Genomic DNA, 18,559 nt, shown 5'->3' with positions numbered 1-18,559 from the left:
TCCATGACCATGACCAGCCCCATCAAAGCCCCGGAACTCGGCCGACCGAGCACGCCCCACCGGGCGGCGCGGCGCCCGTCCCGCTTCAGGCCGGGCGCGGGCAAGCAGTTGCAGGGCGGCCCGTTCGCCTACATCGCCCTGGCCGTCGTCGGCATCGGCTCGCTCCTGCCGCTCTACTGGACGCTCGTGGCCGCGTCCCACACCCAGGACGAAGTGCTCGCCACCACGCCGCCGTTCCTGCCGGGCGGCCGGCTGCTGCACAACCTCGACGCGGCCTGGAACCAGGCGCACCTCGGCAAGGCGATCGTCAACAGTGTCATCGTCTCCTGCTGCATCACGGCGGCGACGCTCTTCTTCTGCACCCTGGCCGGCTACGCCTTCGCCAAGATGCGCTTCACCGGCCGCGGCGCGCTGATGACCGGAGTCATCGCCACGCTCACGATCCCGCCGCAGCTCAGCGTCGTCCCGCTGTTCATGATGATGTCCGACATCGGCTGGGGCGGAAAGCTGGAGTCGGTGATCTTCCCGACCCTGGTGAGCGCGTTCGGGGTGTTCTTCATGCGGCAGTACCTCACCGAGGCGCTGCCCTACGAACTCATCGAGGCCGCCAAGATCGACGGCGCGAACAACTTCCGCATCGTGCGGAGCGTGGTGCTCCCGGTGGCCCGCCCCGCGATGATGGTGCTGGGGATGCTGACCTTCGTACAGGCCTGGAACGACTTCTTCTGGCCCTACCTCGCCCTCAACCAGCAGAACCCCACGCTCCAGGTGGCCCTCGGCCAGCTGAGTGCCTCCTACACCCCCGACCAGAGCATCGTGATGGCCGGTGCGCTGATCAGCACCCTGCCGCTGCTCGTGGTCTTCGTGATCTTCGGCAAGCAGATCGTCGGCGGGATCATGTCCGGCGCCGTCAAGGGGTGACCGCGCGTCACCCGCCGTTCCCCGGGCACCCGTACGGCCTGCTTCCCTGACCGCGGGCCGTACGGGCCCCAGAGCCCCACCCCTTGCCTGCCCCTGTTCGTCCACCCCTGGGAGCGCTCCCGCATGACTGCTGTACGACCCGACATCGCCCCGAAGCAGGCGCCCGAGGCAACGGACTTTCCCACCGGTTTCGTCTGGGGGGCGGCCACCGCCGCCTACCAGGTCGAGGGAGCCGCGGCCGAGGACGGCCGCACCCCTTCCATCTGGGACACCTTCAGCCGCACTCCGGGCAAGGTCCGCAACGGTGACACCGGGGACATCGCCGCCGACCACTACCACCGCTACCGCGACGACGTGGCGCTGATGAAGCGGCTCGGCCTGAAGGCCTACCGTTTCTCCGTGTCCTGGTCCCGGGTGCAGCCCACCGGGCGCGGCCCCGCTGTCGAACGCGGACTGGACTTCTACCGCAGGCTCGTCGACGAACTCCTCGAAGCGGGCATCGCACCCGTCGCCACCCTCTACCACTGGGACCTGCCCCAGGAGCTGGAGGACGCCGGCGGCTGGCCCCAGCGGGTGACCGCCGAGCGCTTCGCCGACTACGCCGCCATCATGGCCGACGGCCTCGGCGACCGGGTCAGCACCTGGACGACCTTCAACGAGCCGTGGTGCTCGGCCTTCCTCGGTTACGGCTCCGGCGTGCACGCCCCCGGCCGCACCGAGCCGGCCGCCGCGCTGCGGGCCGCCCACCACCTCAACCTCGCCCATGGCCGGGCGATCGAGGTTCTGCGCAGCCAACTCCCCGCTGCCGCGCAGACCTCGGTCACCCTCAATCTCCACCAGGTCCGCCCGCTGACCGGCAGCGCGGCCGACGCGGACGCCGCCCGCCGGATCGACGCGGTGGGCAACCGGGTCTTCACCGGCCCGATGCTGCGCGGCGCGTACCCCGAGGACCTGATCGCCGACACCTCGCACCTGGTGGACTGGTCGAAGCTGGTCCAGGACGGCGACCTGGCCGCCATTTCCCGTCCGGTCGACGTCCTGGGCGTCAACTACTACACGCCGACGCTGGTCTCCACGCCCGCGGACGGTTCCGGCGACTCGCGCGACGACGGCCACGGCAACAGCGACCACTCCCCGTGGCCCGGCTCCGAGCACGTAGCCTTCCACCTCGCCGAGGGCAGGAAGCGCACCGCGATGAACTGGGCGATCGACCCCGACGGGCTGTACAACCTGCTCATCGACGTCTCCCGGGACCACCCGGGCCTGCCGCTGATGGTCACCGAGAACGGCGCGGCCTTCGACGACTACGTCTCGCCCGAGGGCCTGGTGGAGGACCCCGAGCGGATCGAGTACCTGCGCGGCCACCTCGACGCCGTACAGCGGGCCGTGGCCGACGGCGCGGACGTCCGCGGCTACTTCCTGTGGTCCCTGATGGACAATTTCGAGTGGGCGTACGGGTACTCGAAGCGGTTCGGTGCCGTCTACGTCGACTACGCCACCCAGCGCCGCATCCCCAAGGCGAGTGCCCGCTGGTACGCCGACGTCATCCGCCGCCACGCACTGCCCCCGGCCGCCGACCTCGCCTGACCCCGTAAGACTCCGTACCGCCCCGCCCGACCCCGTACGGACCGTACGACCCCGGAGACCCGGCCGCCCGGCGGCCGGGTCTCCGTCCTTTCCGCCCGTCCCCGGGCCCACGGAACCCCGGACCGGCGCCCACGTAGTATGGGAGCGCTCCCATGTTACGGAAGTGCCGAGGCCGCCGGTCCCGGGCGAGCGGCAAGGGATTCCCCCACCGGGACTTGGTTCGGTTATCCGACTGTGAGAAATTGACCGCGAACGGGAGGCAGCCATGACGGCAGCGCGAGTACGGAGCGGGGGCCGGCCCACGCTCGAAGAGGTCGCGGCACGGGCGGGGGTGGGGCGGGGCACGGCCTCGCGGGTCATCAACGGATCCCCGCGGGTCAGCGCGCACACCAGGGAGGCGGTGGAGGCGGCCGTCGCCGAACTGGGATACGTGCCCAATCGTGCGGCCCGCGCGCTCGCCGGGAACCGTACCGACGCCATAGCCCTGGTCGTGCCCGAGCCGGAGACCCGTTTCTTTGCCGAGCCGTACTTCTCCGACATCGTCCGGGGTGTCGGCGCGGCGCTCGCCGACACCGACATGCAGCTGCTGCTGACCCTCGTCGGCAGCGACCGCGAGCGCCGGCGGCTGGCGCAGTATCTGACCGCGCACCGCGTCGACGGCGTGCTGCTGGTCTCCGTCCACGCCGACGATCCGCTGCCCGACCTGCTGGAGCAGCTCGGCATGCCGGCCGTGATGAGCGGCCGCAGGTCCGCCGCCGAACCGCTCGCCTCGGTCGACTCCGACAACTTCGAGGGCGCCCGTGCCGCCGTCGACCACCTGATCTCCCGGGGCCGCCGCTCCATCGCGACGATCACCGGGCGCCTCGACGTCTACGGGGCGCGGCGCCGACTCGACGGCTACCGCAAGGCGGTCTCCGCGGCCGGCCTGGGACCGGACGAGCAGCTGATCGCCCCTGCCGACTTCACCGAGGAGGGCGGCGGGCAGGCCATGCGCGATCTGCTCGCCCGCCGCCCCGATGTCGACGCGGTCTTCGCCGCCTCCGACGTCATGGCCGCGGGGGCCCGCCAGGTGCTCCGTGAGGCGGGCCGGCGTATCCCGGACGATGTGGCCCTCATCGGCTTCGACGACTCGGCCGTGGCCCGGCACATGGACCCGCCGCTCACCAGCGTGCGCCAGCCGATCGAGGAGATGGGCCGCACGATGGCCCGCGTACTGCTCCAGGAGATCGCGGGCGAGAACCAGGAGCATCCGCAGATCGTGCTCCCCACGGAACTGATCGTCCGCGACTCCTCGTGACGACCGTCACACGGCCGCCCGGTGAGGGAGGCTCAGATACGGGAAAGGCCCCGGTCATCGACCGGGGCCTTTCCCTTCAGGGTGAGTAACGGGACTCGAACCCGCGACATCCTGGACCACAACCAGGTGCTCTACCATCTGAGCTATACCCACCATGCCCGGTCTTTTTCCGACCGGCCGAGAAAAAGTGTACAGGGTCCGAGCGGGTGCTCGCGCCCCAGTTGTTCAGCCGCTGATCCCAGCGCCCGAAAGGCCTATGACCAGCGGCTTCGCGGACTCCTACGGCGTGGGCGGCGCGACCCGTGCCGCGATCGTCCTGGCGTGCTCCGAGTCCGGCCCGGGCTGCGGCACGAAGATCGCCTCGCGGTAGTAGCGCAGCTCCGTGATGGAGTCACGGATGTCCGCGAGCGCCCGGTGGTTGCCGTTCTTGGCCGGACTGTTGAAGTACGCCTTCGGGTACCAGCGGCGCGCCAGCTCCTTGATCGAGGACACGTCGACGATCCGGTAGTGGAGGTAGGTCTCCAGGGCCGACATGTCCCGCGCCAGGAAGCCGCGGTCGGTGGAGACCGAGTTTCCGCAGAGCGGGGCCCTGCCGGGCTCCTTCACGTGCTCGCGGACGTAGGCCAGCACCTGGGCCTCGGCGTCGGCCAGGGTGGTGCCCCCGGCCAGCTCGTCGAGGAGGCCCGAGGCGGTGTGCATCTGGCGCACCACCTCGGGCATCGTCTCCAGGGCCGCGTCCGGCGGGCGGATCACGATGTCCACCCCTTCGCCGAGCACGTTCAACTCCGAGTCGGTGACCAGTGCGGCCACCTCGATGAGTGCGTCTTCCGTCAACGAGAGCCCGGTCATCTCGCAGTCGATCCACACCATGCGGTCGTTCATGGTCCCCAGCCTACGGGGCACTCCGTTGACCCGGGAGGGTCGGGCGCCCGGCGGCGTACAGGTCGGGGCCCGGTTTCCCGTGCTCCGGCTGCCCCGCCCCGACCGTCGCCGACGTGACGGCGTGCGGACCCGGCTGGGCGGCCGCGGGCGTGGCCCGCCGGCCCGCCGAGGTGCCCTGGGCGGGCACGATCGGCTCGATCGCCGGCGCGAGGACCTCCGTGCCGCCGCTCTGCGGGCGACGGGCCCGGTAGGCGGCCCGGTACGCGGCGGGGGAGGAGCCCAGCTGGCGCCGGAAGTGCCCGCGCAGCGCGACCGGCGAGCGGAAGCCGCAGCGGCCCGCGACCTCGTCGACCGAGTACTCGGACGTCTCCAGCAGCCGCTGCGCCTGCAGCACGCGCTGGGTGATCAGCCACTGGAGCGGTGCGCTGCCGGTGAGCGAGCGGAACCTGCGGTCGAAGGTCCGCCTGCTCATGTAGGCGCGCGCGGCCAGCGTCTCCACGTCGAACTGCTCGTGGAGATGCTCCAGCGCCCAGGCCACGACCTCGGCGAGCGGGTCGGAGCCGATCTCTTCCGGTAAAGACCTGTCGAGGTAGCGCTCCTGACCGCCACTGCGCCGCGGCGGCACGACGAGCCGGCGGGCCAGTGCCCCGGCGGCCTCCGTGCCGTGGTCCGTGCGGACTATGTGCAGACAGAGGTCGATCCCGGCCGCTGTTCCGGCGGAGGTGAGCACATCGCCGTCGTCGACGAAGAGCTCGCGCGGATCGACGTGGACCGACGGATAGCGCTTGGCCAGCGTCGGTGCGTACATCCAGTGCGTGGTGGCCGGGCGGCCGTCCAGCAGACCGGCGGCGGCGAGTACGAACGCCCCGGTGCACAGCCCGACGATGCGGGCCCCCTCTTCATGGGCGCGGCGCAGCGCGTCCAGTGCCTCCGCGGGCGGCGGGGAGGTGATCGAACGCCAGGCAGGCACCACGACGGTGCCGGCCCTGCTGATCGCCTCCAGCCCGTAGGGCGCGGTGAGTTCGAGTCCCCCGGTGGTCCGCAGCGGTCCCTCTTCCCCGCCGCAGACGAGGAGTCGGTAGCGCGGAACTCCCGCGTCCTGGCGGTCGATTCCGAACACGGAGAGCGGGATCGAGCTCTCGAAGATGGGGCCGCCGCTGAACAGCAGCACGGCGACGACTTCTCGTCGTCGTCGTCCACTGAGCTTCCGTACAGCCTCCGTTGCGGCGGCGGAGTCCTGGCTCATGACGCTAAGCCCCCCTCGGTGTTCACGTCTCCCTGGTCCTTACGGGCCTGTCGCTCCTGCACGTTTCCCCTCGGTCCTGCATGAGACCCCCGTCTACCCAAGATCGAATCTACTGCGTCCCGTGGTGCCGGCGTGACAAGTTCACCAACCGGCGTTATGTCGACAAGGCAACTTGGCGGGAAGCATTCGATCACGAAGGGTTTCACTCGGCGGCCGTGCAGGGAAGTGCGCCTCGCCTTGATGGCCCGTCCCTGTCGGGTGGAAGCGTACCGCGCGGTCTCTTCCTGCCTGGTGGCAAGGGGGTTGATCGGCCATTTCGGCAAGGAAGCGACAGGGGTGTGAAGTTGGCTGAAAATAGATGGTTGTGCATACGTGATTCGGTCAGTGAACCGGCGCACAACCCTGATGAAGGTCGCTTCTTTGCGCCCCCTGGGCAGGTCGGACGGCCGATCGTACGGAATGATGCGACGCCCGCGGCGGCAGTCGGATCCCGACCGGCGGGCCGGTATCGGTCCGTTGGCCGTGAAGGGGCCCGGACGGGGCGGACGGGCCGGGGTGGACGCGGCGTGACTCCCGGGGAGCGGATCGCCGGGCCGGCGACCGATGGGTGAGCGGTGATCCTTCCGGGGGTGCGGCGGTGCCCGACCGGGCGGAGGGGGTTACGGATACGGCACGGCCGGTCACCCGTCGGAGCCGTCCCGCCCCGCGGCGTCGATGTACAGCGCAACCGGCATTGCCATACGGGTCCGCCTCGGGCATGCTCCGTGAAACGTCGCGCGCGCTTTGCGCGGGTCTGGGCAGTGGAGGAGTGGCGCCGTACCCTTGGGGGTAAGGGGTTGGGAAGATGATTCCCGGACACCGCAACACCGCCCGCTGACGCACCTTCCCCACGTCGCTCTCCTCACGAGGACTCTCTTCGCCGAGACACCGATGGCCGGTCACGAAATCCCCGAACCCGCCGACCGCAAGCAGGTAGCCGACCCCATGTCGGGCCCGCAGGCGGCCGAAGAAACGCGTCATTCCTGCGATCCCGCCTTCCGGCATGGGGTCGTGGTCGGCTTCGACGGCTCGACCTCCAGTGAGCGCGCCCTCGCATACGCCATCGGCATGGCCCGAAGATCGGGTTCGGGCCTGATCATCGTCCACGTCGCCAATCGGCTGCCGACCACCGTCTGGGCAGGCTGCGAGCCGCCCGTCTTCGTCGATGTGCCCGATCACCGCACCGAGGTGCTCGGCCTGGAGCTCGCCTGCGCGGACTACCTCACCGAGGTTCCCTGGGTGCTCGTCGAGCGCGGCGGGGACATCTGCCACGAGCTGGAGGAGGTCGGCCGGGAGTACTCGGCCGACGCCATCGTCGTCGGCTCCACGCACGGCATCGTCGGCCGCATCTTCGGCTCGGTGGCGGGGCGTCTCGCGCGCCGCGCGCAGCGCCCGGTCGTCGTCATTCCCTGAGCGTTCCCCGTCCCGAAGGCCCCTGTCGTCACCCCTGTCACGGCAGCGGGCCCTCGCAGCCGACGTGGCGTCAACTCGACTGTGGAAACCGGCAATCCATTGGCGCGCAGAGGTGGATTGTGCGCTTGTGAAGGGTACATAAAGGTCACTGGGAAGCAGGACCACTGCATGTGAAGGGAGCCCGCCGTGGACAATGACGTCTCTGCGGGAAGCACCAGCACCGCTACCCTCGGCCATCTCGCCCTGGGACTCACCCTGTTGGCGTTCGGAATCGGTCACACCGGGGTCGTGGACGGTGTGACGGCGGCCGACGCCGTCTCGCTCGCGCTCTATGTCGGCGGTATCGCCCTGTTCGTCGCCGGACTCCTGGAGTTCCGTGCGGGCAGCGGCTTCACCGGCACGGCCTTCGCCGGGCTCGGCGCCTTCTGGTTCACCTGGGGCACCGGCGCCGGCGCACACGTCTCCAGCCATGCGGCAGGGCTGTTCCTGCTGCTCTGGGCCCTGTTCGCGCTCAGCCTGACCCTCGGCGCGGCCGGTGGCGGTCTGCTCGCCCAGGGGACGTACGGACTGCTGTTCCTGGCGCTTCTGCTCCTGGGCGTCGGGCAGTTCGCGGACAGCGGGAGCCTGGCGAAGGCGGGCGGCTGGTTCGCCGCAGTGTCCGGCCTCGCCGCCTGGTACGGGGCCACGGCGGCCCTGGCCGACTGGCCCACGGCGCTGCCGGGCCGCGCCGCCGGCCGAGGGGCGACGGCCACCGGCTAGTCGGGCACTGAAGATCTTGGCCGGGCTGCCGGCTGATCCGGCCAAGATCTCCAGCACCCTCCGAGGCAGCAACCGGGCCGGTGCGGCAAGGGGAAGAGGCGCCGGCCCGCACGGGAGCGGCCCCGTACCCACGGTGGCGGTGGGTACGGGGCCGCTCTGCCGGACCGGGACTACTCGACGGTGACGGACTTCGCCAGGTTGCGGGGCTTGTCGATGTCGCGGCCCATGGCCAGGGCCGTGTGGTACGCGAAGAGCTGGAGCGGGATGCCCATCAGGATCGGGTCCAGCTCGTTCTCGTTCTTCGGCACGACGATGGTGTGGTCGGCCTTCTCCTGCACCTGGTGGGCGACGGCGAGGATACGGCCGCTGCGGGCCTTGATCTCCTCCATCGCGGCGCGGTTCTTCTCCAGCAGATCGTCGTCCGGCACGATCGCCACCGTCGGCATCGCGGGCTCGATCAGCGCCAGCGGCCCGTGCTTCAACTCGGAGGCGGGGTACGCCTCCGCGTGGATGTACGAGACCTCCTTGAGCTTCAGCGAGGCCTCACGGGCGACGGGATAACCGCGCACCCGGCCGATGAACATCATCGACTTGGCGTCCGCGTACTCCGCCGCCATCTTCTTGATCTCGTCCTCGTTCGCCAGGATCTCGCTGATCTGGGCGGGCAGCCTGCGCAGCCCCTCGATGATCCGCTTGCCGTCGGCGACCGACAGGTCCCGGATCCGGCCCAGGTGCAGGGCGAGCAGCGCGAACGCGACGACCGTGTTGGTGAAGCACTTGGTGGAGACGACACAGACCTCGGGGCCGGCGTGGACGTACGTACCGCCGTCGGCCTCCCGGGCGATCGCGGAACCCACCACGTTGACGACACCGAGCACCCGGGCGCCCTTGCGCTTGAGCTCCTGGACGGCGGCCAGCACGTCGTACGTCTCACCGGACTGGGAGACCGCGACGTACAGGGTGTCCGGGTCGACGACCGGGTTGCGGTAGCGGAACTCGGAGGCGGGCTCGGCGTCCGCGGGGATGCGGGCCAGCTCCTCGATCAGCTGCGCGCCGATCTGGCCCGCGTGGTACGAGGTGCCGCAGCCCAGGATCTTGATCCGGCGCACCCCGCGCGCCTCGCGGGCGTCCAGGTTGAGACCGCCCAGGTGCACGGTGGCGAACCGGTCGTCGATCCGGCCGCGCAGCACCCGGTCGACGGCGTCGGCCTGCTCGGAGATCTCCTTGTGCATGTACGTGTCGTGGCCGCCCATGTCGTACGACTCGGCCTCCCACTCGACGGTGGTCGGCGTGGCCGTCGTGGACGAGCCCTCCGTCGTGTACGTACGGAAGTCGTCGGCCTTGAGGGTGGCCATCTCGCCGTCGTCCAGGGTGACGACCTGGCGGGTGTGGGCGACCAGCGCGGCGACGTCGGAGGCGACGAACATCTCCTTCTCGCCGATGCCGAGGACGACCGGGGAGCCGTTGCGGGCGACCACGATGCGGTCGTTGAAGTCGGCGTGCAGGACGGCGATGCCGTACGTGCCCTCGACCGAGCGCAGCGCCTCGCGGACCTTCTCCTCCAGGGTTTCGGCCTGGGCGCGGGCGATCAGGTGGACCAGCACCTCGGTGTCGGTCTCGGAGAGGAACTCGACACCGTCGGCGACGAGCTTCGCACGGAGCTCGGAGGCGTTGTCGATGATGCCGTTGTGGACGACGGCGACCTTGTTGTCGGCGTCCAGGTGCGGGTGCGCGTTCTCGTCGCTCGGGGCGCCGTGGGTGGCCCAGCGGGTGTGGGCGATACCGGTGGTGCCGGTGAAACGCTTGGGAACGCGGGCCTCCAGCTCGCGGACCCGGCCCTTCGCCTTGACCATCTTCAGGGCGGCGGGCTTCCCTGCCGACGCCTTGCCGGTGATGACGATGCCCGCGGAGTCGTAACCCCGGTACTCCAGCCGCTGCAGCCCTTCCAGCAGCAGCGGAGCCACATCACGCTTCCCGATATATCCGACGATTCCGCACATAAAGTCTCTGCCCCTCCATCGATGTACCTGTGGTGCCCGTTGCTCAGCCGTAGACGATGCGGCGCAGCTGGCGGAGCGAAAGCTCCGGCGGCGCGACTGCCCGGTGCGGCAGTTCGGCCGCGATCCGCTCGAAGATCTCCGTGTTCACCAGGCCCCCGGACTGCAGTTCGCGGTGGCGGCGGCGGACGAATTCATCGGTCGTCTCGTCGAAGTACGCCAGCACGTCAAGGACCACCCGGGCGGCTTCGCCGCGCTGGAGCGCGGTGCTGCGCACCAGGTGATCGATGAGGTCGTCATGCGACGGGCGGCGTTCGAGCACTCGTTGATATTGCTGTGGATGGGACGCTTACGCAAGAATTCTGCCCGATATCGGGCAAGAGTGTGTGTGATGAGGCTCTCGGACGGGCCCGGATGAGGTCACCGGTCCGGGTGCGCCTACAGACGCTTCAGGACGGCCTGCTTGGCGGCGGTGAACTCGTCGTCGGTGAGAATCCCCGCCTGGCGCAGCTCCCCGAGCTCCCGCAGCCGGCGCAGCAGCACGTCGTGGTCGTCGGCGGGCGGCGGTGCGATCTCTGCCGGGGCGCCCTCGACGACGCCCCCGGCCTCCGTGCCCGCCCCGGCCCCCGTGCCCGCCCCGGTCCCGGTTCCCGCTGTCCCGGTTCCTGCCCCTGTCCGCGCCGCCGCGCCCGGCAGCCGGACCAGCACCGCCGCCGCGACCAGTGCCGCCGTGTACTCCTTCTTGGACAGCCCCCACAGATCCAGCGAATACGGGTCGTACTCGGCCGCCGGTACCGGAGCCGACGCCGGCCCCGTGTCCCTTACGAAGCGCAGATGCCCGTTCTCCAGGCCGATGGCGGGCAGCCAGTGCACCGCGGTCACCTCCGACACCGGGAAGTCGACCGGACCGCCCGAGGTCTTGACCTCCTTGGCCTTCCAGTTCCAGGTGAGGCGGACGACCTTCCCGTCGAACGAGGCCGTGCCGTCCCCGCCGCCCCCGGCGACCGGCACCGCGGGCCCCGGCAGCAGGAAGCCGTCCACCGGCCCGGCGGGCACCTGCTCGATCAGCAGCGCGCTGCGCACTTCCTCGACGAAGTACTCCGCTACGCCGCTGCGGTCCTTTTCCACGGCCAGCCGGTACGGATCCGAGGCGTCCTTGAGCCGTCCGTTCGCGGCGCGCAGGACCGGGCAGGCGCCCTCGCGCAGCCGCAGTCGCAGCCGGCCGCCCTTGCGGTCCGGTTCGAAGGCGATGCCCGACAGCGCCCGGAGCGGGACGGCACACTCACCCAACTCCTGCCGCAGCGGATGGATGCCCTTCCCCCGGCCCGGCACGACCCGCACCGTCTCGCCGTCGAAGGTCCACGTCCCGTCGCGCTGGATTATTTCCGCCATGAGGCAGATTCTCTCAGCCGCACAAGGGGAAGTGGTCTACACCTTGACCATGTGTGAGACAGGCGATACGCATGGTGATGGTTCGGTCAGGAGATTCCACAGGTGTGAACCCGTCGAAAGGGACCCGGCTTGTGAGACTGCACAGGACACAGCGCACCGCCCTTCCCCGTCTGCTCGGCTCGCTGCTGCTCGTCACAGCGGCCGGTATCGCCGGCGTCGGCGCGGCACCGGACGGCAATGCGGCGAGCCGCGGCCCGTCCGCCGCCCCCTCGCCCCGCCCGCTCGGGCAGATACTTCCCGCCCCCGCCGAGGCGAAGCCCGGCGGCCCCCCGTACAGCATCACCGCGAACACCAGGATCCGTGTCGAGGACGGCTCCCGCGAGGCCCGGCAGGTCGGCGACTACCTGGCCGGCGTGCTCCGCCCGTCCACCGGCTACGCCCTGCCGGTCACCGGCCGCGGCGGTGACGGCATCCGGCTCCGGCTCGACGCCCACGACAGCGGATCCGGCGCCGAGGGCTACACCCTGAAGTCGAGCCCCGGCTCCGTCACCATCACCGCGCGCGCCCCGGCAGGGCTCTTCCACGGCGTCCAGACGCTCCGCCAGCTGCTCCCGGCGGATGTGGAGAAGAACGGCCGCCAGGAGGGCCCGTGGGAGGTCGCGGGCGGCACGGTCAAGGACACGCCCCGCTACGCGTACCGCAGCGCCATGCTGGACGTCTCCCGGCACTTCTTCTCCGTCACCGAGGTCAAGCGCTACATCGACCAGCTCGCCCTCTACAAGATGAACAAGCTCCACCTGCATCTCTCCGACGACCAGGGCTGGCGGATCGCCATCGACTCCTGGCCGCGTCTCGCCACGTACGGCGGGCAGACGGAGGTCGGCGGGGGCGCCGGCGGCTACTACACGAAGAACGACTACAAGGAGATCGTCCGCTACGCCTCCTCCCGCTATCTGGAGGTCGTGCCGGAGATCGACATGCCCGGCCACACCAACGCGGCGCTCGCCTCGTACGCGGAGCTGAACTGCGACGGCGTCGCGCCGCCGCTCTACACCGGCACCGGCGTCGGCTTCAGCTCGCTCTGCGTCCCGAAGGCCATCACGTACGACTTCGTCGACGACGTGGTCCGTGAGCTGGCCGCGCTCACCCCCGGCACGTACCTCCACATCGGCGGCGACGAGGCGCACTCCACCAGCCACGCGGACTATGTGACCTTCATGAACAAGGCACAGGCCGTCGTCGCCAAGTACGGCAAGACCGTGATCGGCTGGCACCAGCTGACCGGGGCCACACCGGTCGAGGGCGCGGTCGCCCAGTACTGGGGTTACGACCGGACGGGCGCGGCCGAGCGCAAGCAGGTGGCGGACGCCGCCGTGAACGGCACGAAGCTGGTGCTGTCCCCGGCCGACCGGAGCTACCTCGACATGAAGTACGACAAGGACACCGAACTGGGCCTGGCCTGGGCCGGTTACGTCTCCGTCCAGCGCAGTTACGACTGGAACCCGGCGGCGTACCTGGACGGCGCCCCGGAGGGCTCCATCCTCGGCATCGAGGCGCCGCTCTGGTCGGAGACCCTGACCAACAGCGACGAGATCGAGCAGATGGCGTTCCCGAGGCTGCCGGGCGTGGCGGAGCTCGGGTGGTCGCCCGCGGCCACGCACGACTGGGACGCGTACAAGGTGCGGCTCGGCGCGCAGGGGCCGAGGTTCTCCGCGCTCGGCATCAACTACTACCGCGCGCCGCAGGTTCCCTGGGCCGCGGAGTGAGCTGACGGGGCCGCCCCGGACCGGGGCCGCCCCGGACCGGGGCCGTCCCGGACGGGGCCGCCCTGCGACCGCCCGCGTTCCCGGTCGCGGGACGGCCCCGGCCTCAGGCCCGCCCCGCGATCGGGTTCCTCAGCGTGCCGACCAGCTGCAGCGCCCCCGACGGATCGGTGAGATCGACCATCTGCTCGTTGTTCCGCAGCTGCAGCCGGTTCAGACAGGACAGCGCGAACTCCTCCGTGAACATGTCGTACTGCTCGAACTTCCCGGAGAGGTACGGCACCGAGTCCTGGTACCCGGTGACACAGTCCGCGACCGTCCGCCAGAACGTCTCTTCAGCGAGGACGTCCTCGCTCGCCAGCCCCGCGCCCAGGAAGCGCAGGAAGCAGTCGAAGACATCGGTGAGGACGGAGAGCAGCTTCATGTCCTCGGGGACCTCGGCCCGGATCCGCTCGACCCGCGGCGGCAGCACCGCGTCCGGGTCCATGACGGCGATCTCCTCGGCGATGTCCTTGAAGACCGTGCGCCGTACGACCCCGTCCTCGACGACGAGGATGACGTTCTCGCCGTGCGGCATGAACACCAGGCCGTACGCGTAGAAGCTGTGCAGCACCGGCACCAGGTACGCGTCCAGGTAGTGACGCAGCCACACCGCGGGGTCCAGCCCCGACTCGGCGATCAGCGCCGCGGCGACGGAGCCGCCCTCGTGGTCGGTGTGGAGCAGCGAGGCCATGGTCGCGACCCGCTCGCCGGGGGCGAGACCCGGGACGGGACTCTCCCGCCACAGCGCCGCGAGCATCTTCAGGTACGGGGAGCCCTTGGCGGTGGCCGTCTCGTACGTCCGGTGGTGGTAGCCGACGGCCGCCCGCTCCCGGATGATCGAGAAGCGGGCCGCGCGCAGCACCTCGTCGCGCTCGATCAGCCCGGCCAGCCAGTCGTTGATCGCCGGGGTGGCCTCCATGTACGCGGCGGAGAGACCGCGCATGAAGCCCATGTTGAGGACGGACAGCGCCGTTTTGACGTAATGCCGGTCCGGGGTACTGGTATTGAAGAAGGTGCGGATGGACTGCTGCGCGAGGTACGTGTCCTCGCCCTCGCCGAGGCAGACCAGATGCCGCTTCGCGAGCTCCCCGGCGAAGGTGACCGCCAGCTTGTTCCACCACTGCCAGGGGTGGACGGGGATCAGCAGGTAGTCGTCGAGGTCGAGCCCGAGTCCGCTCATCGTGGCCGCGAACCGGGTCCGGGTCTCCTCGCCCAACTCGCCTTCCATCAGGGCCTCGTAGTCGAGCCCGGCGCCCGCGGTGAAGGTGGCGCGGTCGCGGCGGGCGGCGAGCCAGACCAGCCGGATCCCGGACGCGGCCTCGGGGGCGTACGCCCGGTACTCGTCCACGCCGAAGCCGAGCCGCCCGTTGTTGGCGACGAAGCAGGGGTGGCCCTCGGTCATGCCGGTCTCGATCGCCTGGAACCCGGCCCGGACCAGCTCGGCGGAGGTGACGGGCGGCTTCGTCAGCTTGAACGCGGTACCGGCCAGCGTGGCGGAGATCTCCTCCAGGTAGACGGGCAGGATCTCCGCCGAGAGGCCGAGCGTGGAGCGCAGCTCGACGAAGAACTCGGCCGCGTCCAACGGGAGTTCGGAACCGTGCCGGTGCCGGGTGATCGAGTCGGCCTCGACCTGCCAGTGGTCGAGGGCGAAGAGGCGTGCGGTGAAGCGGTACTCGGTCGACGCGTCGTCGCCGCGCACCGAGTAGCGGTCGTCCCCGAGCGGCGCCGGGACCAGCAGCCGCTCGTGGCTGAACTCGGCGAGCGCCTTGCGGATCAGCAGCCGGTTGGCGGTGGCCCAGCGCTCGGGGGTGAGGTGGGCAATGCTGTCGATGGTGGCGGACATCAGGCACTACCCCCGGTCGCTGCGGCGAACTGTTCCCGTGTGCAGGCGCTGAGCAGGGCGTTCTTCTCCGGTTTGGCTATCTCGCCCAGCACCTCGAAGCCGACCGCCTTGTTGAGCGCGTGCACCGCGCTGTTGCGTACATCGGGTTCGACGACGACCCGGCGTACGGACGGGTCGGCGAACAGCGCCTCCAGCACGGTGGTGATCACGGCGAGCGTGAAGCCGTGCAGCGGGGTGCCGGCCGGGGCGACCAGGAAGTGCATCCCGAGGTCGCCGGGCTCGGCCTCGTACAGCCCCTTGAGCTCGGCCTCGGCGGGGTCGTACCGCTCCATCAGGAAGGCGGGCTCCCCGTCGTGCAGACCGATGAAGGCGTCGTGGTGCGGGTGGGCGGCGATCGCCAGGTACTCCCGCTCGACGTCCTGGAGTCTCGCGTCGCCCATCAGCCAGAAGGCGGCCTTGGGGTGGGTGACCCAGCCGTGCACCAGCTCGGCGTCGGCGAGGGCGTCCAGCGGACGGATGGTGAAGGTGCCGAGGTCGGCGGTCATACGGCGAACTCCTGGAAGGCGGTGGACTTCTCGACGGGGTAGTACTCACGGCCGAGCAGCTCGCCGATGATGTACGCGTTGCGGTAGGCACCCATGCCCAGGTCGGGCGAGGTGACCGAGTGGGTGTGCGTGCCCGCGTTCTGTAGGAAGACGCCGTGTCCGGTGGTGTCGATGGAGTAGTTGCGGGCCACGTCGAAGCGTCCCCGGCCGTCGTGACGCAGCCGGTCGGCGATCGGCTCCAGAAAGGCGGGCGCGGTGTACCGGTAACCGGTGGCGAGGATCAGGCCCTCGGTGGTGAGGGTGTAGTCCTTGCCCTGTTCGTCCTGGTGCAGCCCCAGCGTGTACGTACCACTGCTCTCCTCGTAACGGGCGCTGGTCAGCGAGGAGTTGGTGAGGAGCCGGGTCGGGACGGGGCCGGGCAGGTTCTTCTGGTAGAGCAGGTCGAAGATCGCGTCGATCAGCTCGCCGTCGATGCCCTTGAAGAGGCCCTTCTGCCCGGATTCGAGCCGGTAGCGGGTCTCCTCGGGCAGGGCGTGGAAGTAGTCGACGTACTCCGGGGAGGTCATCTCCAGCGTCAGCTTGGTGTACTCCAGCGGGAAGAACCGCGGCGATCGCGTCACCCAGTTCAACTGGTAGCCGTGCACATCGATCTCGGAGAGCAGGTCGTAGTAGATCTCGGCCGCGCTCTGTCCGCTGCCGACGAGGGTGAGGGACCTCTTCGCCTGGAGGGCCGCTTTCCCGTCCAGGTAACGGGAGTTGTGCAGCAGGTCGCCGCCCAGTTGCCGGCAGGCGTCCGGGATGTACGGGGGAGTGCCGGTGCCCAGCACGAGCCGTGGGGCCCGGAGGACGCCGCCGCCCGCGGTACGGACGGTGTAGAGCGCGGCGCCCTCGTCGTACGTGACCGCTTCGACCGTCTCGTCGAAGCGGACGCTGCTCAGCTTGGCGGCGGCCCAGCGGCAGTATTCGTTGTACTCGGTCCGCAGCGGGTAGAAGTTCTCCCGGATGTAGAAGGAGTACAGCCGTCCGCGTTCCTTCAGATAGTTCAGGAAGGAGTAGGGCGAGGTCGGGTCGGCCATCGTGACCAGGTCCGACATGAACGGCGTCTGGAGATGGGCCCCTTCGAGGAACATCCCGGAGTGCCAGTCGAAGTCCGGCTTCGACTCCAGGAACACCCCGTTCAGCTCGTCGATCGGCTCGGTCAGGCAGGCGAGCCCGAGATTGAACGGGCCGAGCCCGATCCCGATGAAGTCGTGGGGGGCCCGCGGACCGCGGGGTTCAGGAAGCGCGGTCAAGGGAGTCTCCCAGGTACTGCTCGGCGTGGCCGGAGATCAGGTCGAGTACCGCGGCCATGTCCTGCGTGGTTGTTTCGGGGTTGAGCAGGGTGAACTTCAGGTACTGGCGCCCGTCGACCTTCGTACCGGCGACGACGGCCTCTCCGGAGGCGAAGAGCGCCTTGCGGGCGTGGAGATTGGCCCGGTCGATCTCGGTGGGCGCGGTGATGCCGGACGGGACGTAGCGGAACACCAGCGTGGACAGCCGGGGTTCGACGACGACGTCGAAGCGCGGGTCGGCGGCGAGCAGCCGCCAGCCCTCGGCGGCCAGGTCGCAGACCTCGTCGAAGAGCCGGCCGATACCGTCCGCGCCCATGACGCGCAGCGTCATCCACAGTTTCAGGGCGTCGAATCTGCGGGTGGTCTGCAGCGACTTGTCCACCTGGTTGGGGATGCGTTCGGCGGCCATCCGCTGCGGGTTGAGGTACTCGGCGTGGTACGTGGCATGGCGCAGCGTGGCCCGGTCGCGCACCAGCACGGCGGACGAACTCACCGGCTGGAAGAAGGACTTGTGGTAGTCCACGGTGACCGAGTCGGCGTGCTCGATGCCGTCGAGGAGGTGGCGGCGGTCGAGGGAGGCCAGCAGACCGCAGCCGTACGCGGCGTCGACGTGCAGCCAGGTGGAGAACCGCCGGCAGATCGCGGCGATCTCGGGCAGCGGATCGATGGAGCCGAAGTCGGTGGTGCCCGCCGTGGCGACGACCGCCATCGGGACGGCGCCCTCGGCGACACACTGCTCCAGGGCGCGGGCCAGTGCCACGGTCCGCATGCGCTTGTCGTGGTCGACGGGGACGGGGACGACCGAGTCCGGCCCGAGGCCGAGGAGTTTCGCCGATTTCTGCACGCTGAAGTGGCTGCATTCGGAGGTGAGGACACGCAGCTGGGTGAAGTGGTGCGGAGGCGTCTTGGCCTCTTCCCGGGCCAGCAGCAGGGCCTGGAGGTTGGACTGCGTACCGCCGCTGGTGAAGATGCCGTCCGCGGCCGGTCCGAGCCCGATCCGGGCGGCGGTCCAGTCGATCAGCCGGCGCTCGATCAGGGTGCCGCCGGCGCTCTGGTCCCAGGTGTCCAGCGAGGAGTTGACGGCCGAGAGAACGGCTTCGCCGAGGACGGCGGGGATGACGACCGGGCAGTTGAGGTGGCCCAGATAGCGGGGGTGGTGGAAGTAGACGGCGTCACGGAGATAGACGCGGTCGAGCTCGTCGAGGGCGGCGGACGCGTCGCCCAGCGGCCGGTCCAGATCGATCGCGTCGACGACGGGGGAGAGCTCGTCGGCGCAGACTCCGGTGAACGGCCGGTCCGTGGTGGCGAGTTTGGCTGCGACCCGTTCGACTCCTGCGGTCACGGAGCGCCGGTAGCGCTCCGCGGTCGTGCCGTTGAGCAGGTGCGAACGCATGAAGGGGTCCTCCCGGATGCGGGGAAACTTCATCGGCCCTCAGGGCAGAAGGCGGGGCGAGGACCCGATGTCGAAGTGAGGTTAGCCTAACCTAACTTCGACTCGAATC

At 70.1% G+C, this 18,559-nt stretch carries 15 protein-coding genes and 1 tRNA gene; 6 read left to right on the top strand and 10 right to left on the bottom strand.

Annotation, left to right across the window (positions count from 1 at the left end; genetic code table 11):
• The first annotated feature begins 3 nt into the window (after positions 1-3).
• The 3 genes from ACFVV1_RS10665 to ACFVV1_RS10655 all read left to right on the top strand — a co-directional run bounded on the left by ACFVV1_RS10665 (position 4) and on the right by ACFVV1_RS10655 (position 3,805).
• Positions 4-921, top strand: a complete 918-nt coding sequence (locus ACFVV1_RS10665; protein ID WP_389987644.1) for a carbohydrate ABC transporter permease — start codon at positions 4-6, stop codon at positions 919-921.
• A gap of 123 nt (positions 922-1,044) precedes the next feature.
• A complete protein-coding gene (locus ACFVV1_RS10660) occupies positions 1,045-2,508 on the top strand; it encodes a GH1 family beta-glucosidase (protein WP_389987641.1) in 1,464 nt (487 codons plus the stop codon).
• A gap of 265 nt (positions 2,509-2,773) precedes the next feature.
• Positions 2,774-3,805: a LacI family DNA-binding transcriptional regulator gene (locus ACFVV1_RS10655; protein WP_389987638.1), complete on the top strand. Its 1,032-nt coding sequence runs from the start codon at positions 2,774-2,776 to the stop codon at positions 3,803-3,805.
• 80 nt (positions 3,806-3,885) lie between these two features.
• On the opposite strand, the gene ACFVV1_RS10650 is transcribed toward ACFVV1_RS10655, so the two are convergent.
• The 3 genes from ACFVV1_RS10650 to ACFVV1_RS10640 all read right to left on the bottom strand — a co-directional run bounded on the left by ACFVV1_RS10650 (position 3,886) and on the right by ACFVV1_RS10640 (position 5,933).
• Positions 3,886-3,958: transfer RNA gene (locus ACFVV1_RS10650), tRNA-His, on the bottom strand.
• A gap of 126 nt (positions 3,959-4,084) precedes the next feature.
• On the bottom strand, positions 4,085-4,687 hold the full coding sequence (orn, locus tag ACFVV1_RS10645) for an oligoribonuclease (protein ID WP_389987635.1): 603 nt from the start codon (positions 4,685-4,687) through the stop codon (positions 4,085-4,087).
• Positions 4,688-4,697: 10 nt separating this feature from the next.
• Positions 4,698-5,933, bottom strand: a complete 1,236-nt coding sequence (locus ACFVV1_RS10640) for a helix-turn-helix domain-containing protein (RefSeq protein ID WP_389987632.1) — start codon at positions 5,931-5,933, stop codon at positions 4,698-4,700.
• Between the two features lie 930 nt (positions 5,934-6,863).
• Here ACFVV1_RS10640 and ACFVV1_RS10635 point away from each other — a divergent pair.
• Entirely contained in the window at positions 6,864-7,385 is a 522-nt protein-coding gene (locus tag ACFVV1_RS10635) for a universal stress protein (RefSeq protein ID WP_384459413.1), read from the top strand.
• 186 nt (positions 7,386-7,571) lie between these two features.
• A complete protein-coding gene (locus tag ACFVV1_RS10630; RefSeq protein WP_389987629.1) occupies positions 7,572-8,144 on the top strand; it encodes an acetate uptake transporter in 573 nt (190 codons plus the stop codon).
• 170 nt (positions 8,145-8,314) lie between these two features.
• Here the strand turns inward: ACFVV1_RS10630 and glmS are convergent, their stop codons facing one another.
• The 3 genes from glmS to ACFVV1_RS10615 form a co-directional block, all read right to left on the bottom strand.
• Positions 8,315-10,144, bottom strand: a complete 1,830-nt coding sequence (gene glmS, locus ACFVV1_RS10625) for a glutamine--fructose-6-phosphate transaminase (isomerizing) (protein ID WP_389987626.1) — start codon at positions 10,142-10,144, stop codon at positions 8,315-8,317.
• A 43-nt stretch (positions 10,145-10,187) separates the two neighbouring features.
• Positions 10,188-10,463, bottom strand: coding sequence for a hypothetical protein (locus tag ACFVV1_RS10620; RefSeq protein WP_389987623.1), 276 nt, complete (start codon positions 10,461-10,463; stop codon positions 10,188-10,190).
• A 116-nt stretch (positions 10,464-10,579) separates the two neighbouring features.
• Positions 10,580-11,533, bottom strand: coding sequence for a DUF4429 domain-containing protein (locus tag ACFVV1_RS10615; protein ID WP_389987620.1), 954 nt, complete (start codon positions 11,531-11,533; stop codon positions 10,580-10,582).
• 131 nt (positions 11,534-11,664) lie between these two features.
• Here ACFVV1_RS10615 and ACFVV1_RS10610 point away from each other — a divergent pair, with 131 nt between their 5' ends.
• Positions 11,665-13,299 carry a beta-N-acetylhexosaminidase gene (locus ACFVV1_RS10610; RefSeq protein WP_389987617.1) on the top strand — a complete coding sequence of 545 codons (1,635 nt, stop codon included), beginning with the start codon at positions 11,665-11,667 and terminating at the stop codon, positions 13,297-13,299.
• A 103-nt stretch (positions 13,300-13,402) separates the two neighbouring features.
• On the opposite strand, the gene ACFVV1_RS10605 is transcribed toward ACFVV1_RS10610, so the two are convergent.
• From ACFVV1_RS10605 to ACFVV1_RS10590, 4 genes are read right to left on the bottom strand one after another with little or no spacing between them, the layout of a single operon-like run.
• Complete coding sequence (locus tag ACFVV1_RS10605; RefSeq protein ID WP_389987614.1) at positions 13,403-15,181, bottom strand: IucA/IucC family protein; 1,779 nt, start codon at positions 15,179-15,181, stop codon at positions 13,403-13,405.
• The gene (locus tag ACFVV1_RS10600; RefSeq protein ID WP_389987612.1) at positions 15,181-15,726 is read right to left on the bottom strand and encodes a GNAT family N-acetyltransferase; all 546 of its coding nucleotides are present in this window, start codon (positions 15,724-15,726) and stop codon (positions 15,181-15,183) included. The genes ACFVV1_RS10605 and ACFVV1_RS10600 overlap by 1 nt, the downstream gene beginning before the upstream one ends.
• Positions 15,723-17,018 (bottom strand): lysine N(6)-hydroxylase/L-ornithine N(5)-oxygenase family protein, encoded by a 1,296-nt coding sequence (locus tag ACFVV1_RS10595; protein WP_389987609.1) that lies wholly within the window; start codon positions 17,016-17,018, stop codon positions 15,723-15,725. The genes ACFVV1_RS10600 and ACFVV1_RS10595 overlap by 4 nt, the downstream gene beginning before the upstream one ends.
• Positions 17,002-18,450 (bottom strand): pyridoxal phosphate-dependent decarboxylase family protein, encoded by a 1,449-nt coding sequence (locus ACFVV1_RS10590; protein WP_389987606.1) that lies wholly within the window; start codon positions 18,448-18,450, stop codon positions 17,002-17,004. Before ACFVV1_RS10590 ends, ACFVV1_RS10595 begins: the two co-directional genes overlap by 17 nt.
• Positions 18,451-18,559 lie beyond the last annotated feature (109 nt).

The organism is Streptomyces sp. NPDC058092, assembly GCF_042884935.1.
Taxonomy (GTDB): Bacteria; Actinomycetota; Actinomycetes; order Streptomycetales; family Streptomycetaceae; genus Streptomyces.
Note: the sequence above shows the minus strand (reverse complement) of the source record. Positions and strands in the feature narration are given on the sequence as shown.

Excerpts from the sequence above, each read along its gene's own strand:
- glmS (WP_389987626.1), bottom strand. The coding sequence starts at position 10,144 with ATGTGCGGAATCGTCGGATATATCGGGAAGCGTGATGTGGCTCCGCTG.
- ACFVV1_RS10660 (WP_389987641.1), top strand. The coding sequence starts at position 1,045 with ATGACTGCTGTACGACCCGACATCGCCCCGAAGCAGGCGCCCGAGGCA.
- ACFVV1_RS10640 (WP_389987632.1), bottom strand. The coding sequence starts at position 5,933 with ATGAGCCAGGACTCCGCCGCCGCAACGGAGGCTGTACGGAAGCTCAGT.
- ACFVV1_RS10615 (WP_389987620.1), bottom strand. The coding sequence starts at position 11,533 with ATGGCGGAAATAATCCAGCGCGACGGGACGTGGACCTTCGACGGCGAG.
- ACFVV1_RS10665 (WP_389987644.1), top strand. The coding sequence starts at position 4 with ATGACCATGACCAGCCCCATCAAAGCCCCGGAACTCGGCCGACCGAGC.
- ACFVV1_RS10600 (WP_389987612.1), bottom strand. The coding sequence starts at position 15,726 with ATGACCGCCGACCTCGGCACCTTCACCATCCGTCCGCTGGACGCCCTC.
- ACFVV1_RS10635 (WP_384459413.1), top strand. The coding sequence starts at position 6,864 with ATGGCCGGTCACGAAATCCCCGAACCCGCCGACCGCAAGCAGGTAGCC.
- orn (WP_389987635.1), bottom strand. The coding sequence starts at position 4,687 with ATGAACGACCGCATGGTGTGGATCGACTGCGAGATGACCGGGCTCTCG.
- ACFVV1_RS10655 (WP_389987638.1), top strand. The coding sequence starts at position 2,774 with ATGACGGCAGCGCGAGTACGGAGCGGGGGCCGGCCCACGCTCGAAGAG.
- ACFVV1_RS10605 (WP_389987614.1), bottom strand. The coding sequence starts at position 15,181 with ATGTCCGCCACCATCGACAGCATTGCCCACCTCACCCCCGAGCGCTGG.
- ACFVV1_RS10590 (WP_389987606.1), bottom strand. The coding sequence starts at position 18,450 with ATGCGTTCGCACCTGCTCAACGGCACGACCGCGGAGCGCTACCGGCGC.